Annotated in this window: 1 protein-coding gene; it reads right to left on the bottom strand. The window is 44.9% G+C overall.

The window, feature by feature from the left end:
• Window positions 1-203: 203 nt before the first annotated feature.
• Window positions 204-20105, bottom strand: coding sequence for a GA-like domain-containing protein (locus G0029_RS16500; RefSeq protein WP_194087887.1), 19902 nt, complete (start codon window positions 20103-20105; stop codon window positions 204-206).
• Window positions 20106-20182 lie beyond the last annotated feature (77 nt).

Below are 20182 nucleotides of genomic sequence, written 5' to 3'. Positions count from 1 at the left end.
CAGCAGGGACATAGAACGCCTCGAAAACTCGAATAAAATGTAATGATACAAACTTTAGGTATCTCATCCTATAGTATTATCATTCGCTGCAAAATATTCAATAAGAGATAGAAAAACAATATCACACTCTTAAAATAAAAAAAGCTGGTTGCAACCAACCAGCTTTTTATTGTACCCATGCCGAGGCATGGATTCAATTCACTTTATCCAATAATAATCTGTTGATTATCTAATAAAGTTTGTAAATTTACATCGGCAGCTTTATGCCCTTCAAGTACCAATAGGTTTGCCCAATCATGCGTACCTGCAGCACCATCACGGTCCACTTTCACCGTCGCTGTGCCATTCACATCTTCGACTTTAATGTACTGCCCGATATCGCCTTGATTGACATCCAGTAATCCTTGGAAGAATCCTTGGCTAAACTCAATCTTATCGGCATTGACATTCGCTCCAATCTTACCAACGGTAAAATCATTCCATGTATCGGTACCATTGCCAGCAGTCGCATCGGCAGCAACTAAAACATCATAGACTGCAGTATCACTACCTAAACCACCAACGAAAGTATCATTGCCTGCACCACCATAGAGGATATCGTTACCGGCACCACCCAGCAGATAGTCATTACCGGCACCACCAGCAATAAAGTCATTACCATCACCTCCCACCAAGTAATCATCTAAAGTCGTTCCAAAGATCGTGTCATCACCTGCACCACCGTTGTAGTATTGATAACCGATACCATCTACCGCCTGTGAAACACTTGATGAACCATTACCTGAACCTGAATAGGTCATGGTTTGACTCGTGCCATTACTGAAGTAAACCGTAATTGTGGAGCCTTTCATATCACTGGCATAACTGTCATTTCTAGAAAACCAGAAAGAACTATTATCTGTATCAGCAGCAAAATTAAACTCTTTACCTACAGTAAACTGCCCAGCCTTAAAGTCAATTTCTAAGAGTTCTGGTCGATCTGCATTTGTGCCTTTACGTTTAATCTCGTAACTTTGCACCATACTATTATTAATAATAGCTTTATGACTCGGGCTATCTGACTTAAACTGATTACCTTGTTTATCAGTATCTAAGCGTCCAGTATTGGCAGCACCAAAATGCACATCAGAAGTTTTAGAACCACTTAGATCAATCACCACTTTAGTAATTGAAGTATTTGGTTTGTCATTATGATATTGCAATGACCATGGAGTACCTGAACCTGTTTCGCCTTTGACAGTTGCGGTCAGCTTATGACCAACAAGGTCATTAGCAGCAGTTCCATTCTGAAACAAGTTATCTGTATTTTTGATATCTTTGTCTAAGCCTGTCGTTGCTTTATTAAAGTCAAGTACTTCTACTTCCAACGCTTTAGTTGTGGTCTTACTGTGCGAATTACTACTTTCAGTCGTAGTTGCTGAAATAGATAAGTTAATCTTACCAGTAAAGCCTTTGCTTGGTATTAAGCTGAGGTTATTCAAATTCCAGTCTTTAATACTCAAACCTGTTTGACCCGCTTTAGCAGTAAAGGTATGTACACCATCGGTGATGGTAATACCAACTGGAATTCCACTGAGCTCAAGTGCTGTTAACGTTTCAGATCCATCTTTATCAATCAAATCAATCTGGATACCCGATAACTTGATTGGTGTGTCTTGCATACCATTATCAACCGCTTCAGCAGAGAAGTAACCCCCATCAGGTTTACCAGTCGTGTTGCTTACAAAACCACCCACGTCCGCACCTAAAGTCAGTAACTCTTCGGCACTACCATAAAGTTTGTAGTTTTCAGAAGTCAATAGTTTCGATGTTGCCTGATCCCAACTTTGTCCTTTGCCTTTTTCTAGAACGCTAATGTTATATTTACCTCCACGATTTAGATTGGCAAAATAAGCTTCAAAAGTATAAAAGCCGGTTTTTTCAGGTACAAAACTGCTGATATTAATGGTACCTTTACCATCTCCGCCAATAATGGTCGGATGATAGTCGCCATAGGCGTCACCAGTAGTTTGTGCTAGAACTTTACCTCCAAGCTCAATATGCATTGCATCATCGGCATAACCTTCAAAGCTATACTCACGCCCAGCTTCTAGGTAAATTAAGCCCGTATAAGACACAGCGTCAAATCTTGAACTAGCAACACTACTACCACTAAAGTTGCCTGCAAACTCGTTGGCACGTCCAGTGCTATTTACCTTAGCAGTGTCGAGTAAACCTTCAAGTCGGCTTGAATCAAACGTAGGTTTACTACTATTACTTAAGCTCAGGCCATTATATTGTTTAAAAATTAGACCTGTTGAAGCAGGTGCTGGTTTTAATGCAACACCTGAACCAGCTGTACCACCTGTGCTTGAGTTATCCCAAATATTGGCATTTAAGATAATGTTTGCACCATCAGCTACTGCTTCAACATTAACTTTTGCTGTAGTCGATATCTGCTGCGTACCATCAGAAACTGTGTAGTTCAGCACAATAGCATCCGTAGTATTGGCATGCGCAAAATGCTCTTTTGGTGTGAATGTCCATGTACCATCTGCATTGGCTACAATTTTACCCATACTTGGGTCTGCCAGAGTCACTGCAGTCACACTCAAACTATCGCCATCAATATCTTTGGCATTTTTCAGTAAATCTGCCTGTGTCAAGATGATCGATTGATCTTCTTTGATATTGAAAGACGTGCCTGGCGCAGTCGGTTGGTTGTTTAGACCAGACTGTTTTGAAACCACAACGTTACCTGCAGCATCTTCAGCATAGATATCAAGTGTTTTACCTTTCGCTAGCGCAGGAAGTGTTAATTTATATTCACCTGCAACACCTGTTGCAACCGCAGTGTATTTCACCCCATCAAGCGTTGTATACACCTGTTGTGCATCCGCATTGACTTTTACTGTCATTATGGTGCTTGCAACCGAACCATCCGCTGCCATTTGGTTGCTGACAACGATATTTTCAATCACTGGCGGTGTAGTATCGACTGTAAAGTTGAACTCATTTGATGCATCACTGAGCAAGCCAGTTTCATCATTATAAGCTTTTGCGGTAACTTTAACGTTACCTACCAACTTACCAGTGGTCACTGCAGCAGAAAGTTGATCAGATGGTACATTCCATTCATAAACACCCGTTGCACCCTGTGGAATATCAATCTTAATTGGGGTGTTAATGTTATGTAAATACACCCAAATTTGGCTGACTAAACCATCTGTTCCAAGGTCAATTGTACCTTTGATCACCCCTTGTGCATCATTGGTTATACCACCATTGGCAATATTTCCAACAATACCGCCAATAACATTGTCTACATAAGCTGTTACTTCAGGAGTGGCTAAGCTCAACTCTGGGTTAAGCGTCTTACCATTATTGACACCAACATTACCCGCACTGTCCTCAACAAACACTTGTAACTTAAGTGGATCATAGTTTTCAATAGCTTGATCAAGACTCACTTTAATATCTAAGTAACCATTAAATCCAAGTGCATCTTCACCTACTACACCTGTACCCACGATTTTACCATCGTACAATACCGTGACAATATTACCTGTTTCGGCAGAAGTTTCGCCTGACTTGGTGATTAAAGCCGTCACCTGGCCATGCTCGCCATGACTTGCATCAAAGCCAACATTGGTCGCCTCTGGCGGTGTGATGTCTGTCTTAAAGGTGTACTTGTCAGTAACCTCACTTAACTTTCCAGTGACCGGGTCGTAAACTTTAACCTGAATATAAATATTATCTTCACGTAATTCATCTGCTGCCCAAATTTCATTTAAGACTTTTTGCAAGTCCGCTTCCGTCAGTCTCCACGTACCATCTGCTTCAACATTTACCTCAACATCCGCACCATTTGGATACGGCTCGACCGAAGACTCTGTGTCAGATGTATTAAACTTATTGACATAGAGGCGAATAGTAGCTTTACCATTTTGCACTAATGCTAAATCGACTTTACCAGTCAGCTCGCCTAAGACATCATTGGTAAGCTGGGTGTGAGTCTCGCCATCACTCTCAACCACCTCTTTATCAACAAGACTTACTGTCGTCGTTGTAACACTGACTTTACCTGTAGTTGCAAAATCAACATCCTTACGAACAGAGAACTGTATTTGATAGCTGTGACCTAATGTATCTTTAAGAGTAAAGGTTGCATGTAATGGCGCATTAGAACTGTCTAGTTGCTCTTGAATGTCCGCAATATTCAAAACCCATGAACCATCTGTATTAAAAGTTATTTCACCAATACCTGAAAGATCATTAGAACCTGAAGACTCTTCAAACTCTATCACCTGACCAAACTTATTAGTAATTTTCCCTGTTAGTTTACCTTGACCATCTGCAGCGATACCTGTGTCTGTCACTTTATTATAAACACTACCGATATTGTCATAGTAGCCTGTAATTTCAATCACAGACTTTGGTGGTGCAGCCAGAGTATAATCTTGGGTTGATTGGGCGATATTACCTGCGGTATCCGTCACTTTTGCATGAACTTGACCATCTTTCAGCTGTTTAGAGACCTCAGATGAAATTTCAGCTGTCCAACCTTTCTCTGCGTTCACTGTCGCAGTTACCATGATTGGTGCACCATCTTCACCAAGAATTGGCTGACCTTGAGCATCTTTGAAAGTTAAGGTCACAGTTGCACCTTCAGACACACCATCGACAGTGCCTTTAATGGTGAAACCTTCTATTTTTTCACTCCACTGTACAAGATTATCTTCAGCAAAATCTGTAATTTTGATATCTGCAAAAGTATCAACCACTGCTGTAGCACTAACAATCTTAGAAATGTTACCCGCTTGGTCTGTTAAGCTGACCGATAACGCTAATGTCTTATCTTCACTTGGTGTTGTAAATTGGACTTGTACTTTCCCAGCCGCAACTTGTTCAGCAGTTAAGATTTGATCCTCACCATTAATCGTTAATGTATCTCCTGCACGCACAGAACCATCACTTGGCAATGTGACTGTGACTGTAACCTGACCATTTTCATCAATATCTGTCGCATTAATAAATGCATCAGCATTGCTTCCAATTGTCACAGTTGGTGTTGATGGCGCTGTATCATCTACAAACTCTAAGTCACCCACTGTTGCTGTAGTATTTGCAAGTGAGCCTTGCTCTCCAACCAATTCAATTTGAACTTGATTGCCCGCTTGAACCTTCGTGGTATCAACTGTGAATGAGAACTCACCATTTGCATCAGTTTGACCGCGATAAATTTCTTCACCAGCGTGATCTTTAATGATAACCGTGGTGTTTGCTTCACTGGTTTGACCTTTGACAATCAGCCGATCTGCTTCACCGTCCGCCATTTCATCCGTATCTACAGGCGTTAACTGAGATATATTCAGATTTACTGGAATATCTAGTTTAGATAAGTCATCTAAGCGCTCTTGAAGTTCTGGTTGTGCACCTGGAGCTAAACCATCAACTTTATCTTGAGCTATTGCTTTTAAGCTTTCTGCATTTTTTACAGCTTGCTCAAGTTCAGCTTTTTGAGTTGGTGTCAAACCATTTTGTTTCGCATTTGCAATAGCTGTCTCCGCATCTGCATAAGCTTGCTCAGCCACTACAACAGAGGTTGATGCATCCGTCACATCCAATCGATCTTGAATATTTTTAGCTTGTGACTCTAAGCCCTCTTTCGCTGTACCTACTGGAAGTTTATTAATCGCTTCAACCGCCGAATTTAACTTAGTTTTTGCCTCAGCAATCGCTTTTTCAAGTGCAGCAACTTCAGTTTCAGTCAATTCATCGTCTTCAAGCGCAGTGATTAACTTATTCTCAGCCGCTGTCACTGCAGCTTGTGCTTCATTTAATAATTCTTGTGCTGTATCAAAGTCATCCGGTGTGCCGTTGCTGTCCGCATCGTTAATCGCTGGGATGTTTGGATCTTTCAGGTCTTCTAGGCGACCTTTAAGCTCAGTCTTAATCAAGCTGTCTTTAAGCTTACCAACTTCTTCAGCAGCGACTTCTTTGGCATCTTGTGCGGTTTTAAGCGCATCAAGCATGGCTTTGTGTTCGGTCGGATTGATCGCACCATCGGCTTCGGCTTTTGTAATTTCATCCGCTAAGTCTTTGTAAGCTTGTTCTGCTTCTTCAACTTTCGCGATGGCATCTGCGGCGTTAGCAGCATCTTGATCATCCGGTGTGCCGTTGCTGTCCGCATCGTTAATCGCTGGGATGTTTGGATCTTTCAGGTCTTCTAGGCGACCTTTAAGCTCAGTCTTAATCAAGCTGTCTTTAAGCTTACCAACTTCTTCAGCAGCGACTTCTTTGGCATCTTGTGCGGTTTTAAGCGCATCAAGCATGGCTTTGTGTTCGGTCGGATTGATCGCACCATCGGCTTCGGCTTTTGTAATTTCATCCGCTAAGTCTTTGTAAGCTTGTTCTGCTTCTTCAACTTTCGCGATGGCATCTGCGGCGTTAGCAGCATCTTGATCATCCGGTGTGCCGTTGCTGTCCGCATCGTTAATCGCTGGGATGTTTGGATCTTTCAGGTCTTCTAGGCGACCTTTAAGCTCAGTCTTAATCAAGCTGTCTTTAAGCTTACCAACTTCTTCAGCAGCGACTTCTTTGGCATCTTGTGCGGTTTTAAGCGCATCAAGCATGGCTTTGTGTTCGGTCGGATTGATCGCACCATCGGCTTCGGCTTTTGTAATTTCATCCGCTAAGTCTTTGTAAGCTTGTTCTGCTTCTTCAACTTTCGCGATGGCATCTGCGGCGTTAGCAGCATCTTGATCATCCGGTGTGCCGTTGCTGTCCGCATCGTTAATCGCTGGGATGTTTGGATCTTTCAGGTCTTCTAGGCGACCTTTAAGCTCAGTCTTAATCAAGCTGTCTTTAAGCTTACCAACTTCTTCAGCAGCGACTTCTTTGGCATCTTGTGCGGTTTTAAGCGCATCAAGCATGGCTTTGTGTTCGGTCGGATTGATCGCACCATCGGCTTCGGCTTTTGTAATTTCATCCGCTAAGTCTTTGTAAGCTTGTTCTGCTTCTTCAACTTTCGCGATGGCATCTGCGGCGTTAGCAGCATCTTGATCATCCGGTGTGCCGTTGCTGTCCGCATCGTTAATCGCTGGGATGTTTGGATCTTTCAGGTCTTCTAGGCGACCTTTAAGCTCAGTCTTAATCAAGCTGTCTTTAAGCTTACCAACTTCTTCAGCAGCGACTTCTTTGGCATCTTGTGCGGTTTTAAGCGCATCAAGCATGGCTTTGTGTTCGGTCGGATTGATCGCACCATCGGCTTCGGCTTTTGTAATTTCATCCGCTAAGTCTTTGTAAGCTTGTTCTGCTTCTTCAACTTTCGCGATGGCATCTGCGGCGTTAGCAGCATCTTGATCATCCGGTGTGCCGTTGCTGTCCGCATCGTTAATCGCTGGGATGTTTGGATCTTTCAGGTCTTCTAGGCGACCTTTAAGCTCAGTCTTAATCAAGCTGTCTTTAAGCTTACCAACTTCTTCAGCAGCGACTTCTTTGGCATCTTGTGCGGTTTTAAGCGCATCAAGCATGGCTTTGTGTTCGGTCGGATTGATCGCACCATCGGCTTCGGCTTTTGTAATTTCATCCGCTAAGTCTTTGTAAGCTTGTTCTGCTTCTTCAACTTTCGCGATGGCATCTGCGGCGTTAGCAGCATCTTGATCATCCGGTGTGCCGTTGCTGTCCGCATCGTTAATCGCTGGGATGTTTGGATCTTTCAGGTCTTCTAGGCGACCTTTAAGCTCAGTCTTAATCAAGCTGTCTTTAAGCTTACCAACTTCTTCAGCAGCGACTTCTTTGGCATCTTGTGCGGTTTTAAGCGCATCAAGCATGGCTTTGTGTTCGGTCGGATTGATCGCACCATCGGCTTCGGCTTTTGTAATTTCATCCGCTAAGTCTTTGTAAGCTTGTTCTGCTTCTTCAACTTTCGCGATGGCATCTGCGGCGTTAGCAGCATCTTGATCATCCGGTGTGCCGTTGCTGTCCGCATCGTTAATCGCTGGGATGTTTGGATCTTTCAGGTCTTCTAGGCGACCTTTAAGCTCAGTCTTAATCAAGCTGTCTTTAAGCTTACCAACTTCTTCAGCAGCGACTTCTTTGGCATCTTGTGCGGTTTTAAGCGCATCAAGCATGGCTTTGTGTTCGGTCGGATTGATCGCACCATCGGCTTCGGCTTTTGTAATTTCATCCGCTAAGTCTTTGTAAGCTTGTTCTGCTTCTTCAACTTTCGCGATGGCATCTGCGGCGTTAGCAGCATCTTGATCATCCGGTGTGCCGTTGCTGTCCGCATCGTTAATCGCTGGGATGTTTGGATCTTTCAGGTCTTCTAGGCGACCTTTAAGCTCAGTCTTAATCAAGCTGTCTTTAAGCTTACCAACTTCTTCAGCAGCGACTTCTTTGGCATCTTGTGCGGTTTTAAGCGCATCAAGCATGGCTTTGTGTTCGGTCGGATTGATCGCACCATCGGCTTCGGCTTTTGTAATTTCATCCGCTAAGTCTTTGTAAGCTTGTTCTGCTTCTTCAACTTTCGCGATGGCATCTGCGGCGTTAGCAGCATCTTGATCATCCGGTGTGCCGTTGCTGTCCGCATCGTTAATCGCTGGGATGTTTGGATCTTTCAGGTCTTCTAGGCGACCTTTAAGCTCAGTCTTAATCAAGCTGTCTTTAAGCTTACCAACTTCTTCAGCAGCGACTTCTTTGGCATCTTGTGCGGTTTTAAGCGCATCAAGCATGGCTTTGTGTTCGGTCGGATTGATCGCACCATCGGCTTCGGCTTTTGTAATTTCATCCGCTAAGTCTTTGTAAGCTTGTTCTGCTTCTTCAACTTTCGCGATGGCATCTGCGGCGTTAGCAGCATCTTGATCATCCGGTGTGCCGTTGCTGTCCGCATCGTTAATCGCTGGGATGTTTGGATCTTTCAGGTCTTCTAGGCGACCTTTAAGCTCAGTCTTAATCAAGCTGTCTTTAAGCTTACCAACTTCTTCAGCAGCGACTTCTTTGGCATCTTGTGCGGTTTTAAGCGCATCAAGCATGGCTTTGTGTTCGGTCGGATTGATCGCACCATCGGCTTCGGCTTTTGTAATTTCATCCGCTAAGTCTTTGTAAGCTTGTTCTGCTTCTTCAACTTTCGCGATGGCATCTGCGGCGTTAGCAGCATCTTGATCATCCGGTGTGCCGTTGCTGTCCGCATCGTTAATCGCTGGGATGTTTGGATCTTTCAGGTCTTCTAGGCGACCTTTAAGCTCAGTCTTAATCAAGCTGTCTTTAAGCTTACCAACTTCTTCAGCAGCGACTTCTTTGGCATCTTGTGCGGTTTTAAGCGCATCAAGCATGGCTTTGTGTTCGGTCGGATTGATCGCACCATCGGCTTCGGCTTTTGTAATTTCATCCGCTAAGTCTTTGTAAGCTTGTTCTGCTTCTTCAACTTTCGCGATGGCATCTGCGGCGTTAGCAGCATCTTGATCATCCGGTGTGCCGTTGCTGTCCGCATCGTTAATCGCTGGGATGTTTGGATCTTTCAGGTCTTCTAGGCGACCTTTAAGCTCAGTCTTAATCAAGCTGTCTTTAAGCTTACCAACTTCTTCAGCAGCGACTTCTTTGGCATCTTGTGCGGTTTTAAGCGCATCAAGCATGGCTTTGTGTTCGGTCGGATTGATCGCACCATCGGCTTCGGCTTTTGTAATTTCATCCGCTAAGTCTTTGTAAGCTTGTTCTGCTTCTTCAACTTTCGCGATGGCATCTGCGGCGTTAGCAGCATCTTGATCATCCGGTGTGCCGTTGCTGTCCGCATCGTTAATCGCTGGGATGTTTGGATCTTTCAGGTCTTCTAGGCGACCTTTAAGCTCAGTCTTAATCAAGCTGTCTTTAAGCTTACCAACTTCTTCAGCAGCGACTTCTTTGGCATCTTGTGCGGTTTTAAGCGCATCAAGCATGGCTTTGTGTTCGGTCGGATTGATCGCACCATCGGCTTCGGCTTTTGTAATTTCATCCGCTAAGTCTTTGTAAGCTTGTTCTGCTTCTTCAACTTTCGCGATGGCATCTGCGGCGTTAGCAGCATCTTGATCATCCGGTGTGCCGTTGCTGTCCGCATCGTTAATCGCTGGGATGTTTGGATCTTTCAGGTCTTCTAGGCGACCTTTAAGCTCAGTCTTAATCAAGCTGTCTTTAAGCTTACCAACTTCTTCAGCAGCGACTTCTTTGGCATCTTGTGCGGTTTTAAGCGCATCAAGCATGGCTTTGTGTTCGGTCGGATTGATCGCACCATCGGCTTCGGCTTTTGTAATTTCATCCGCTAAGTCTTTGTAAGCTTGTTCTGCTTCTTCAACTTTCGCGATGGCATCTGCGGCGTTAGCAGCATCTTGATCATCCGGTGTGCCGTTGCTGTCCGCATCGTTAATCGCTGGGATGTTTGGATCTTTCAGGTCTTCTAGGCGACCTTTAAGCTCAGTCTTAATCAAGCTGTCTTTAAGCTTACCAACTTCTTCAGCAGCGACTTCTTTGGCATCTTGTGCGGTTTTAAGCGCATCAAGCATGGCTTTGTGTTCGGTCGGATTGATCGCACCATCGGCTTCGGCTTTTGTAATTTCATCCGCTAAGTCTTTGTAAGCTTGTTCTGCTTCTTCAACTTTCGCGATGGCATCTGCGGCGTTAGCAGCATCTTGATCATCCGGTGTGCCGTTGCTGTCCGCATCGTTAATCGCTGGGATGTTTGGATCTTTCAGGTCTTCTAGGCGACCTTTAAGCTCAGTCTTAATCAAGCTGTCTTTAAGCTTACCAACTTCTTCAGCAGCGACTTCTTTGGCATCTTGTGCGGTTTTAAGCGCATCAAGCATGGCTTTGTGTTCGGTCGGATTGATCGCACCATCGGCTTCGGCTTTTGTAATTTCATCCGCTAAGTCTTTGTAAGCTTGTTCTGCTTCTTCAACTTTCGCGATGGCATCTGCGGCGTTAGCAGCATCTTGATCATCCGGTGTGCCGTTGCTGTCCGCATCGTTAATCGCTGGGATGTTTGGATCTTTCAGGTCTTCTAGGCGACCTTTAAGCTCAGTCTTAATCAAGCTGTCTTTAAGCTTACCAACTTCTTCAGCAGCGACTTCTTTGGCATCTTGTGCGGTTTTAAGCGCATCAAGCATGGCTTTGTGTTCGGTCGGATTGATCGCACCATCGGCTTCGGCTTTTGTAATTTCATCCGCTAAGTCTTTGTAAGCTTGTTCTGCTTCTTCAACTTTCGCGATGGCATCTGCGGCGTTAGCAGCATCTTGATCATCCGGTGTGCCGTTGCTGTCCGCATCGTTAATCGCTGGGATGTTTGGATCTTTCAGGTCTTCTAGGCGACCTTTAAGCTCAGTCTTAATCAAGCTGTCTTTAAGCTTACCAACTTCTTCAGCAGCGACTTCTTTGGCATCTTGTGCGGTTTTAAGCGCATCAAGCATGGCTTTGTGTTCGGTCGGATTGATCGCACCATCGGCTTCGGCTTTTGTAATTTCATCCGCTAAGTCTTTGTAAGCTTGTTCTGCTTCTTCAACTTTCGCGATGGCATCTGCGGCGTTAGCAGCATCTTGATCATCCGGTGTGCCGTTGCTGTCCGCATCGTTAATCGCTGGGATGTTTGGATCTTTCAGGTCTTCTAGGCGACCTTTAAGCTCAGTCTTAATCAAGCTGTCTTTAAGCTTACCAACTTCTTCAGCAGCGACTTCTTTGGCATCTTGTGCGGTTTTAAGCGCATCAAGCATGGCTTTGTGTTCGGTCGGATTGATCGCACCATCGGCTTCGGCTTTTGTAATTTCATCCGCTAAGTCTTTGTAAGCTTGTTCTGCTTCTTCAACTTTCGCGATGGCATCTGCGGCGTTAGCAGCATCTTGATCATCCGGTGTGCCGTTGCTGTCCGCATCGTTAATCGCTGGGATGTTTGGATCTTTCAGGTCTTCTAGGCGACCTTTAAGCTCAGTCTTAATCAAGCTGTCTTTAAGCTTACCAACTTCTTCAGCAGCGACTTCTTTGGCATCTTGTGCGGTTTTAAGCGCATCAAGCATGGCTTTGTGTTCGGTCGGATTGATCGCACCATCGGCTTCGGCTTTTGTAATTTCATCCGCTAAGTCTTTGTAAGCTTGTTCTGCTTCTTCAACTTTCGCGATGGCATCTGCGGCGTTAGCAGCATCTTGATCATCCGGTGTGCCGTTGCTGTCCGCATCGTTAATCGCTGGGATGTTTGGATCTTTCAGGTCTTCTAGGCGACCTTTAAGCTCAGTCTTAATCAAGCTGTCTTTAAGCTTACCAACTTCTTCAGCAGCGACTTCTTTGGCATCTTGTGCGGTTTTAAGCGCATCAAGCATGGCTTTGTGTTCGGTCGGATTGATCGCACCATCGGCTTCGGCTTTTGTAATTTCATCCGCTAAGTCTTTGTAAGCTTGTTCTGCTTCTTCAACTTTCGCGATGGCATCTGCGGCGTTAGCAGCATCTTGATCATCCGGTGTGCCGTTGCTGTCCGCATCGTTAATCGCTGGGATGTTTGGATCTTTCAGGTCTTCTAGGCGACCTTTAAGCTCAGTCTTAATCAAGCTGTCTTTAAGCTTACCAACTTCTTCAGCAGCGACTTCTTTGGCATCTTGTGCGGTTTTAAGCGCATCAAGCATGGCTTTGTGTTCGGTCGGATTGATCGCACCATCGGCTTCGGCTTTTGTAATTTCATCCGCTAAGTCTTTGTAAGCTTGTTCTGCTTCTTCAACTTTCGCGATGGCATCTGCGGCGTTAGCAGCATCTTGATCATCCGGTGTGCCGTTGCTGTCCGCATCGTTAATCGCTGGGATGTTTGGATCTTTCAGGTCTTCTAGGCGACCTTTAAGCTCAGTCTTAATCAAGCTGTCTTTAAGCTTACCAACTTCTTCAGCAGCGACTTCTTTGGCATCTTGTGCGGTTTTAAGCGCATCAAGCATGGCTTTGTGTTCGGTCGGATTGATCGCACCATCGGCTTCGGCTTTTGTAATTTCATCCGCTAAGTCTTTGTAAGCTTGTTCTGCTTCTTCAACTTTCGCGATGGCATCTGCGGCGTTAGCAGCATCTTGATCATCCGGTGTGCCGTTGCTGTCCGCATCGTTAATCGCTGGGATGTTTGGATCTTTCAGGTCTTCTAGGCGACCTTTAAGCTCAGTCTTAATCAAGCTGTCTTTAAGCTTACCAACTTCTTCAGCAGCGACTTCTTTGGCATCTTGTGCGGTTTTAAGCGCATCAAGCATGGCTTTGTGTTCGGTCGGATTGATCGCACCATCGGCTTCGGCTTTTGTAATTTCATCCGCTAAGTCTTTGTAAGCTTGTTCTGCTTCTTCAACTTTCGCGATGGCATCTGCGGCGTTAGCAGCATCTTGATCATCCGGTGTGCCGTTGCTGTCCGCATCGTTAATCGCTGGGATGTTTGGATCTTTCAGGTCTTCTAGGCGACCTTTAAGCTCAGTCTTAATCAAGCTGTCTTTAAGCTTACCAACTTCTTCAGCAGCGACTTCTTTGGCATCTTGTGCGGTTTTAAGCGCATCAAGCATGGCTTTGTGTTCGGTCGGATTGATCGCACCATCGGCTTCGGCTTTTGTAATTTCATCCGCTAAGTCTTTGTAAGCTTGTTCTGCTTCTTCAACTTTCGCGATGGCATCTGCGGCGTTAGCAGCATCTTGATCATCCGGTGTGCCGTTGCTGTCCGCATCGTTAATCGCTGGGATGTTTGGATCTTTCAGGTCTTCTAGGCGACCTTTAAGCTCAGTCTTAATCAAGCTGTCTTTAAGCTTACCAACTTCTTCAGCAGCGACTTCTTTGGCATCTTGTGCGGTTTTAAGCGCATCAAGCATGGCTTTGTGTTCGGTCGGATTGATCGCACCATCGGCTTCGGCTTTTGTAATTTCATCCGCTAAGTCTTTGTAAGCTTGTTCTGCTTCTTCAACTTTCGCGATGGCATCTGCGGCGTTAGCAGCATCTTGATCATCCGGTGTGCCGTTGCTGTCCGCATCGTTAATCGCTGGGATGTTTGGATCTTTCAGGTCTTCTAGGCGACCTTTAAGCTCAGTCTTAATCAAGCTGTCTTTAAGCTTACCAACTTCTTCAGCAGCGACTTCTTTGGCATCTTGTGCGGTTTTAAGCGCATCAAGCATGGCTTTGTGTTCGGTCGGATTGATCGCACCATCGGCTTCGGCTTTTGTAATTTCATCCGCTAAGTCTTTGTAAGCTTGTTCTGCTTCTTCAACTTTCGCGATGGCATCTGCGGCGTTAGCAGCATCTTGATCATCCGGTGTGCCGTTGCTGTCCGCATCGTTAATCGCTGGGATGTTTGGATCTTTCAGGTCTTCTAGGCGACCTTTAAGCTCAGTCTTAATCAAGCTGTCTTTAAGCTTACCAACTTCTTCAGCAGCGACTTCTTTGGCATCTTGTGCGGTTTTAAGCGCATCAAGCATGGCTTTGTGTTCGGTCGGATTGATCGCACCATCGGCTTCGGCTTTTGTAATTTCATCCGCTAAGTCTTTGTAAGCTTGTTCTGCTTCTTCAACTTTCGCGATGGCATCTGCGGCGTTAGCAGCATCTTGATCATCCGGTGTGCCGTTGCTGTCCGCATCGTTAATCGCTGGGATGTTTGGATCTTTCAGGTCTTCTAGGCGACCTTTAAGCTCAGTCTTAATCAAGCTGTCTTTAAGCTTACCAACTTCTTCAGCAGCGACTTCTTTGGCATCTTGTGCGGTTTTAAGCGCATCAAGCATGGCTTTGTGTTCGGTCGGATTGATCGCACCATCGGCTTCGGCTTTTGTAATTTCATCCGCTAAGTCTTTGTAAGCTTGTTCTGCTTCTTCAACTTTCGCGATGGCATCTGCGGCGTTAGCAGCATCTTGATCATCCGGTGTGCCGTTGCTGTCCGCATCGTTAATCGCTGGGATGTTTGGATCTTTCAGGTCTTCTAGGCGACCTTTAAGCTCAGTCTTAATCAAGCTGTCTTTAAGCTTACCAACTTCTTCAGCAGCGACTTCTTTGGCATCTTGTGCGGTTTTAAGCGCATCAAGCATGGCTTTGTGTTCGGTCGGATTGATCGCACCATCGGCTTCGGCTTTTGTAATTTCATCCGCTAAGTCTTTGTAAGCTTGTTCTGCTTCTTCAACTTTCGCGATGGCATCTGCGGCGTTAGCAGCATCTTGATCATCCGGTGTGCCGTTGCTGTCCGCATCGTTAATCGCTGGGATGTTTGGATCTTTCAGGTCTTCTAGGCGACCTTTAAGCTCAGTCTTAATCAAGCTGTCTTTAAGCTTACCAACTTCTTCAGCAGCGACTTCTTTGGCATCTTGTGCGGTTTTAAGCGCATCAAGCATGGCTTTGTGTTCGGTCGGATTGATCGCACCATCGGCTTCGGCTTTTGTAATTTCATCCGCTAAGTCTTTGTAAGCTTGTTCTGCTTCTTCAACTTTCGCGATGGCATCTGCGGCGTTAGCAGCATCTTGATCATCCGGTGTGCCGTTGCTGTCCGCATCGTTAATCGCTGGGATGTTTGGATCTTTCAGGTCTTCTAGGCGACCTTTAAGCTCAGTCTTAATCAAGCTGTCTTTAAGCTTACCAACTTCTTCAGCAGCGACTTCTTTGGCATCTTGTGCGGTTTTAAGCGCATCAAGCATGGCTTTGTGTTCGGTCGGATTGATCGCACCATCGGCTTCGGCTTTTGTAATTTCATCCGCTAAGTCTTTGTAAGCTTGTTCTGCTTCTTCAACTTTCGCGATGGCATCTGCGGCGTTAGCAGCATCTTGATCATCCGGTGTGCCGTTGCTGTCCGCATCGTTAATCGCTGGGATGTTTGGATCTTTCAGGTCTTCTAGGCGACCTTTAAGCTCAGTCTTAATCAAGCTGTCTTTAAGCTTACCAACTTCTTCAGCAGCGACTTCTTTGGCATCTTGTGCGGTTTTAAGCGCATCAAGCATGGCTTTGTGTTCGGTCGGATTGATCGCACCATCGGCTTCGGCTTTTGTAATTTCATCCGCTAAGTCTTTGTAAGCTTGTTCTGCTTCTTCAACTTTCGCGATGGCATCTGCGGCGTTAGCAGCATCTTGATCATCCGGTGTGCCGTTGCTGTCCGCATCGTTAATCGCTGGGATGTTTGGATCTTTCAGGTCTTCTAGGCGACCTTTAAGCTCAGTCTTAATCAAGCTGTCTTTAAGCTTACCAACTTCTTCAGCAGCGACTTCTTTGGCATCTTGTGCGGTTTTAAGCGCATCAAGCATGGCTTTGTGTTCGGTCGGATTGATCGCACCATCGGCTTCGGCTTTTGTAATTTCATCCGCTAAGTCTTTGTAAGCTTGTTCTGCTTCTTCAACTTTCGCGATGGCATCTGCGGCGTTAGCAGCATCTTGATCATCCGGTGTGCCGTTGCTGTCCGCATCGTTAATCGCTGGGATGTTTGGATCTTTCAGGTCTTCTAGGCGACCTTTAAGCTCAGTCTTAATCAAGCTGTCTTTAAGCTTACCAACTTCTTCAGCAGCGACTTCTTTGGCATCTTGTGCGGTTTTAAGCGCATCAAGCATGGCTTTGTGTTCGGTCGGATTGATCGCACCATCGGCTTCGGCTTTTGTAATTTCATCCGCTAAGTCTTTGTAAGCTTGTTCTGCTTCTTCAACTTTCGCGATGGCATCTGCGGCGTTAGCAGCATCTTGATCATCCGGTGTGCCGTTGCTGTCCGCATCGTTAATCGCTGGGATGTTTGGATCTTTCAGGTCTTCTAGGCGACCTTTAAGCTCAGTCTTAATCAAGCTGTCTTTAAGCTTACCAACTTCTTCAGCAGCGACTTCTTTGGCATCTTGTGCGGTTTTAAGCGCATCAAGCATGGCTTTGTGTTCGGTCGGATTGATCGCACCATCGGCTTCGGCTTTTGTAATTTCATCCGCTAAGTCTTTGTAAGCTTGTTCTGCTTCTTCAACTTTCGCGATGGCATCTGCGGCGTTAGCAGCATCTTGATCATCCGGTGTGCCGTTGCTGTCCGCATCGTTAATCGCTGGGATGTTTGGATCTTTCAGGTCTTCTAGGCGACCTTTAAGCTCAGTCTTAATCAAGCTGTCTTTAAGCTTACCAACTTCTTCAGCAGCGACTTCTTTGGCATCTTGTGCGGTTTTAAGCGCATCAAGCATGGCTTTGTGTTCGGTCGGATTGATCGCACCATCGGCTTCGGCTTTTGTAATTTCATCCGCTAAGTCTTTGTAAGCTTGTTCTGCTTCTTCAACTTTCGCGATGGCATCTGCGGCGTTAGCAGCATCTTGATCATCCGGTGTGCCGTTGCTGTCCGCATCGTTAATCGCTGGGATGTTTGGATCTTTCAGGTCTTCTAGGCGACCTTTAAGCTCAGTCTTAATCAAGCTGTCTTTAAGCTTACCAACTTCTTCAGCAGCGACTTCTTTGGCATCTTGTGCGGTTTTAAGCGCATCAAGCATGGCTTTGTGTTCGGTCGGATTGATCGCACCATCGGCTTCGGCTTTTGTAATTTCATCCGCTAAGTCTTTGTAAGCTTGTTCTGCTTCTTCAACTTTCGCGATGGCATCTGCGGCGTTAGCAGCATCTTGATCATCCGGTGTGCCGTTGCTGTCCGCATCGTTAATCGCTGGGATGTTTGGATCTTTCAGGTCTTCTAGGCGACCTTTAAGCTCAGTCTTAATCAAGCTGTCTTTAAGCTTACCAACTTCTTCAGCAGCGACTTCTTTGGCATCTTGTGCGGTTTTAAGCGCATCAAGCATGGCTTTGTGTTCGGTCGGATTGATCGCACCATCGGCTTCGGCTTTTGTAATTTCATCCGCTAAGTCTTTGTAAGCTTGTTCTGCTTCTTCAACTTTCGCGATGGCATCTGCGGCGTTAGCAGCATCTTGATCATCCGGTGTGCCGTTGCTGTCCGCATCGTTAATCGCTGGGATGTTTGGATCTTTCAGGTCTTCTAGGCGACCTTTAAGCTCAGTCTTAATCAAGCTGTCTTTAAGCTTACCAACTTCTTCAGCAGCGACTTCTTTGGCATCTTGTGCGGTTTTAAGCGCATCAAGCATGGCTTTGTGTTCGGTCGGATTGATCGCACCATCGGCTTCGGCTTTTGTAATTTCATCCGCTAAGTCTTTGTAAGCTTGTTCTGCTTCTTCAACTTTCGCGATGGCATCTGCGGCGTTAGCAGCATCTTGATCATCCGGTGTGCCGTTGCTGTCTTGGTCATTTACTTCAGGTACAGTGATGCCAGGGGTTTTAAGATTATTGAGATCTTCTGTAAGTTGATCCTTCTTCTCTTGCACTGACGCTGGTTGATCAGGTAACGCATTGACTAAGTCTTCTGCTTCTTTGATCGCAGCATCGAGCTCTTCTTTAGACTTATCTAAAGCAGCTTTGTCTTCAGGATTGATGATCCCGCCTTTGCCTTCGATCTCTTTTTCTAAAGCATCATATTTATCTTGGGCATTTTTAACCGCTTGCTCTGCATCGTCGATCGCAGCTTCAACACCGTCATCAATGCCGTTGCTGTCTTGGTCATTCACCTCAGGTACAGTGATGCCAGGGGTTTTAAGATTATTGAGATCTTCTGTAAGTTGATCCTTCTTCTCTTGCACTGACGCTGGTTGATCAGGTAACGCATTGACTAAGTCTTCTGCTTCTTTGATCGCAGCATCGAGCTCTTCTTTAGACTGATCTAAAGCAACTTTGTCTTCAGGATTGATGATCCCGCCTTTGCCTGCGATCTCTTTTTCTAAAGCATCATATTTGTCTTGGGCATCTTTAACCGCTTGTTCTGCATCGTCGATCGCAGCTTCAACACCGTCATCAATGCCGTTGCTGTCTTGGTCATTTACTTCAGGTACAGTGATGCCAGGAGTTTTAAGATTGTTGAGATCGTCTGTAAGTTGATCTTTCTTCTCTTGCACTGACGCTGGTTGATCAGGTAACGCATTGACTAAGTCTTCTGCTTTTTTGATCGCAGCATCGAGCTCTTCTTTAGACTGATCTAAATCAACTTTGTCTTCAGGATTGATGATCCCGCCTTTGTCTGCGATCTCTTTTTCTAAAGCATTATACTTGTCTTGGGCATCTTTAACTGCTTTAGCCGCCGTCAATACATCTACATCATCGGCAATACCATTACCATCTTGGTCATTTACTTCAGGTACAGTGATGCCAGGAGTTTTAAGATTGTTGAGATCGTCTGTAAGTTGATCTTTCTTCTCTTGCACTGACGCTGGTTGATCAGGTAACGCATTGACTAAGTCTTCTGCTTTTTTGATCGCAGCATCGAGCTCTTCTTTAGACTGATCTAAATCAACTTTGTCTTCAGGATTGATGATCCCGCCTTTGTCTGCGATCTCTTTTTCTAAAGCATCATATTTGTCTTGGGCATCTTTAACCGCTTGTTCTGCATCGTCGATCGCAGCATCAATGTCGTCAGCGATTCCATTTTCATTTTTGTCATTTATAGGGGGTACTTTTAACTCAGGTAATGCATTTAACTGCTGTTCCAAATCATTTTTTTGCTTACCATCTGCCAAAGCATTTAACTTGTCATTTGCTTCTTGCTTGGCTTTTTCTGCTTCTGCAATCGCCTTTTCAATTTCTGCTTTTTCTGTAGGTGTGATTAAATCATCTTTAAGTGCGGCATCTAATTTATCTTTTGCTTTTTGATATGCATCTACAGCATCTTTAACTGCTTTTTCTGCACTTTCTAGCGTAGTATCGTGTTTATCATTCGAGCTTTTAATAGATTTATCAAAGTTAAGCGCACCTAAAGCAGCTAATGGAGGAATCCAAGCCCAAGCTGGCACTCCATCTTTATAAAGTAATGGTTTTATTTCAGACAGTGGGTTATATACAACCTCATTTAAAAATGCACCCGTTTCGTCAGTAAATTGCACCCACAATAATTTATCGCCATCCTCCAATACCAAAGTATTATCTGCAGCAAAAAAATCTTTTATAGTTATCGTTTGACCATCATTTAATTGTACTACAGCATCTAGACCGTGTACTTTAATACTCGAGATACTTTCTTTTGAAACACCAAAAATAACAACCGATGGCTCAACTAAAGACAATGAATCTTCCGTGGTCGTTTCGGATAAAATATTATGACTGTCTTTTGAAACAACTTTTATATTAACCATAAAGGCTCTTCTTAAATAAAATGTTTAAAATTAGCTATAGATGTACATTTAGGATGTAAAAATGATACTTGGTTTGC

This window comes from Acinetobacter sp. YH12138, assembly GCF_015218525.1.
Classification (GTDB): Bacteria; Pseudomonadota; Gammaproteobacteria; order Pseudomonadales; family Moraxellaceae; genus Acinetobacter; species Acinetobacter amyesii.
The sequence above is the reverse complement of the archived record's forward strand: the minus strand, read 5'-3'. Positions and strand labels throughout refer to the sequence as shown.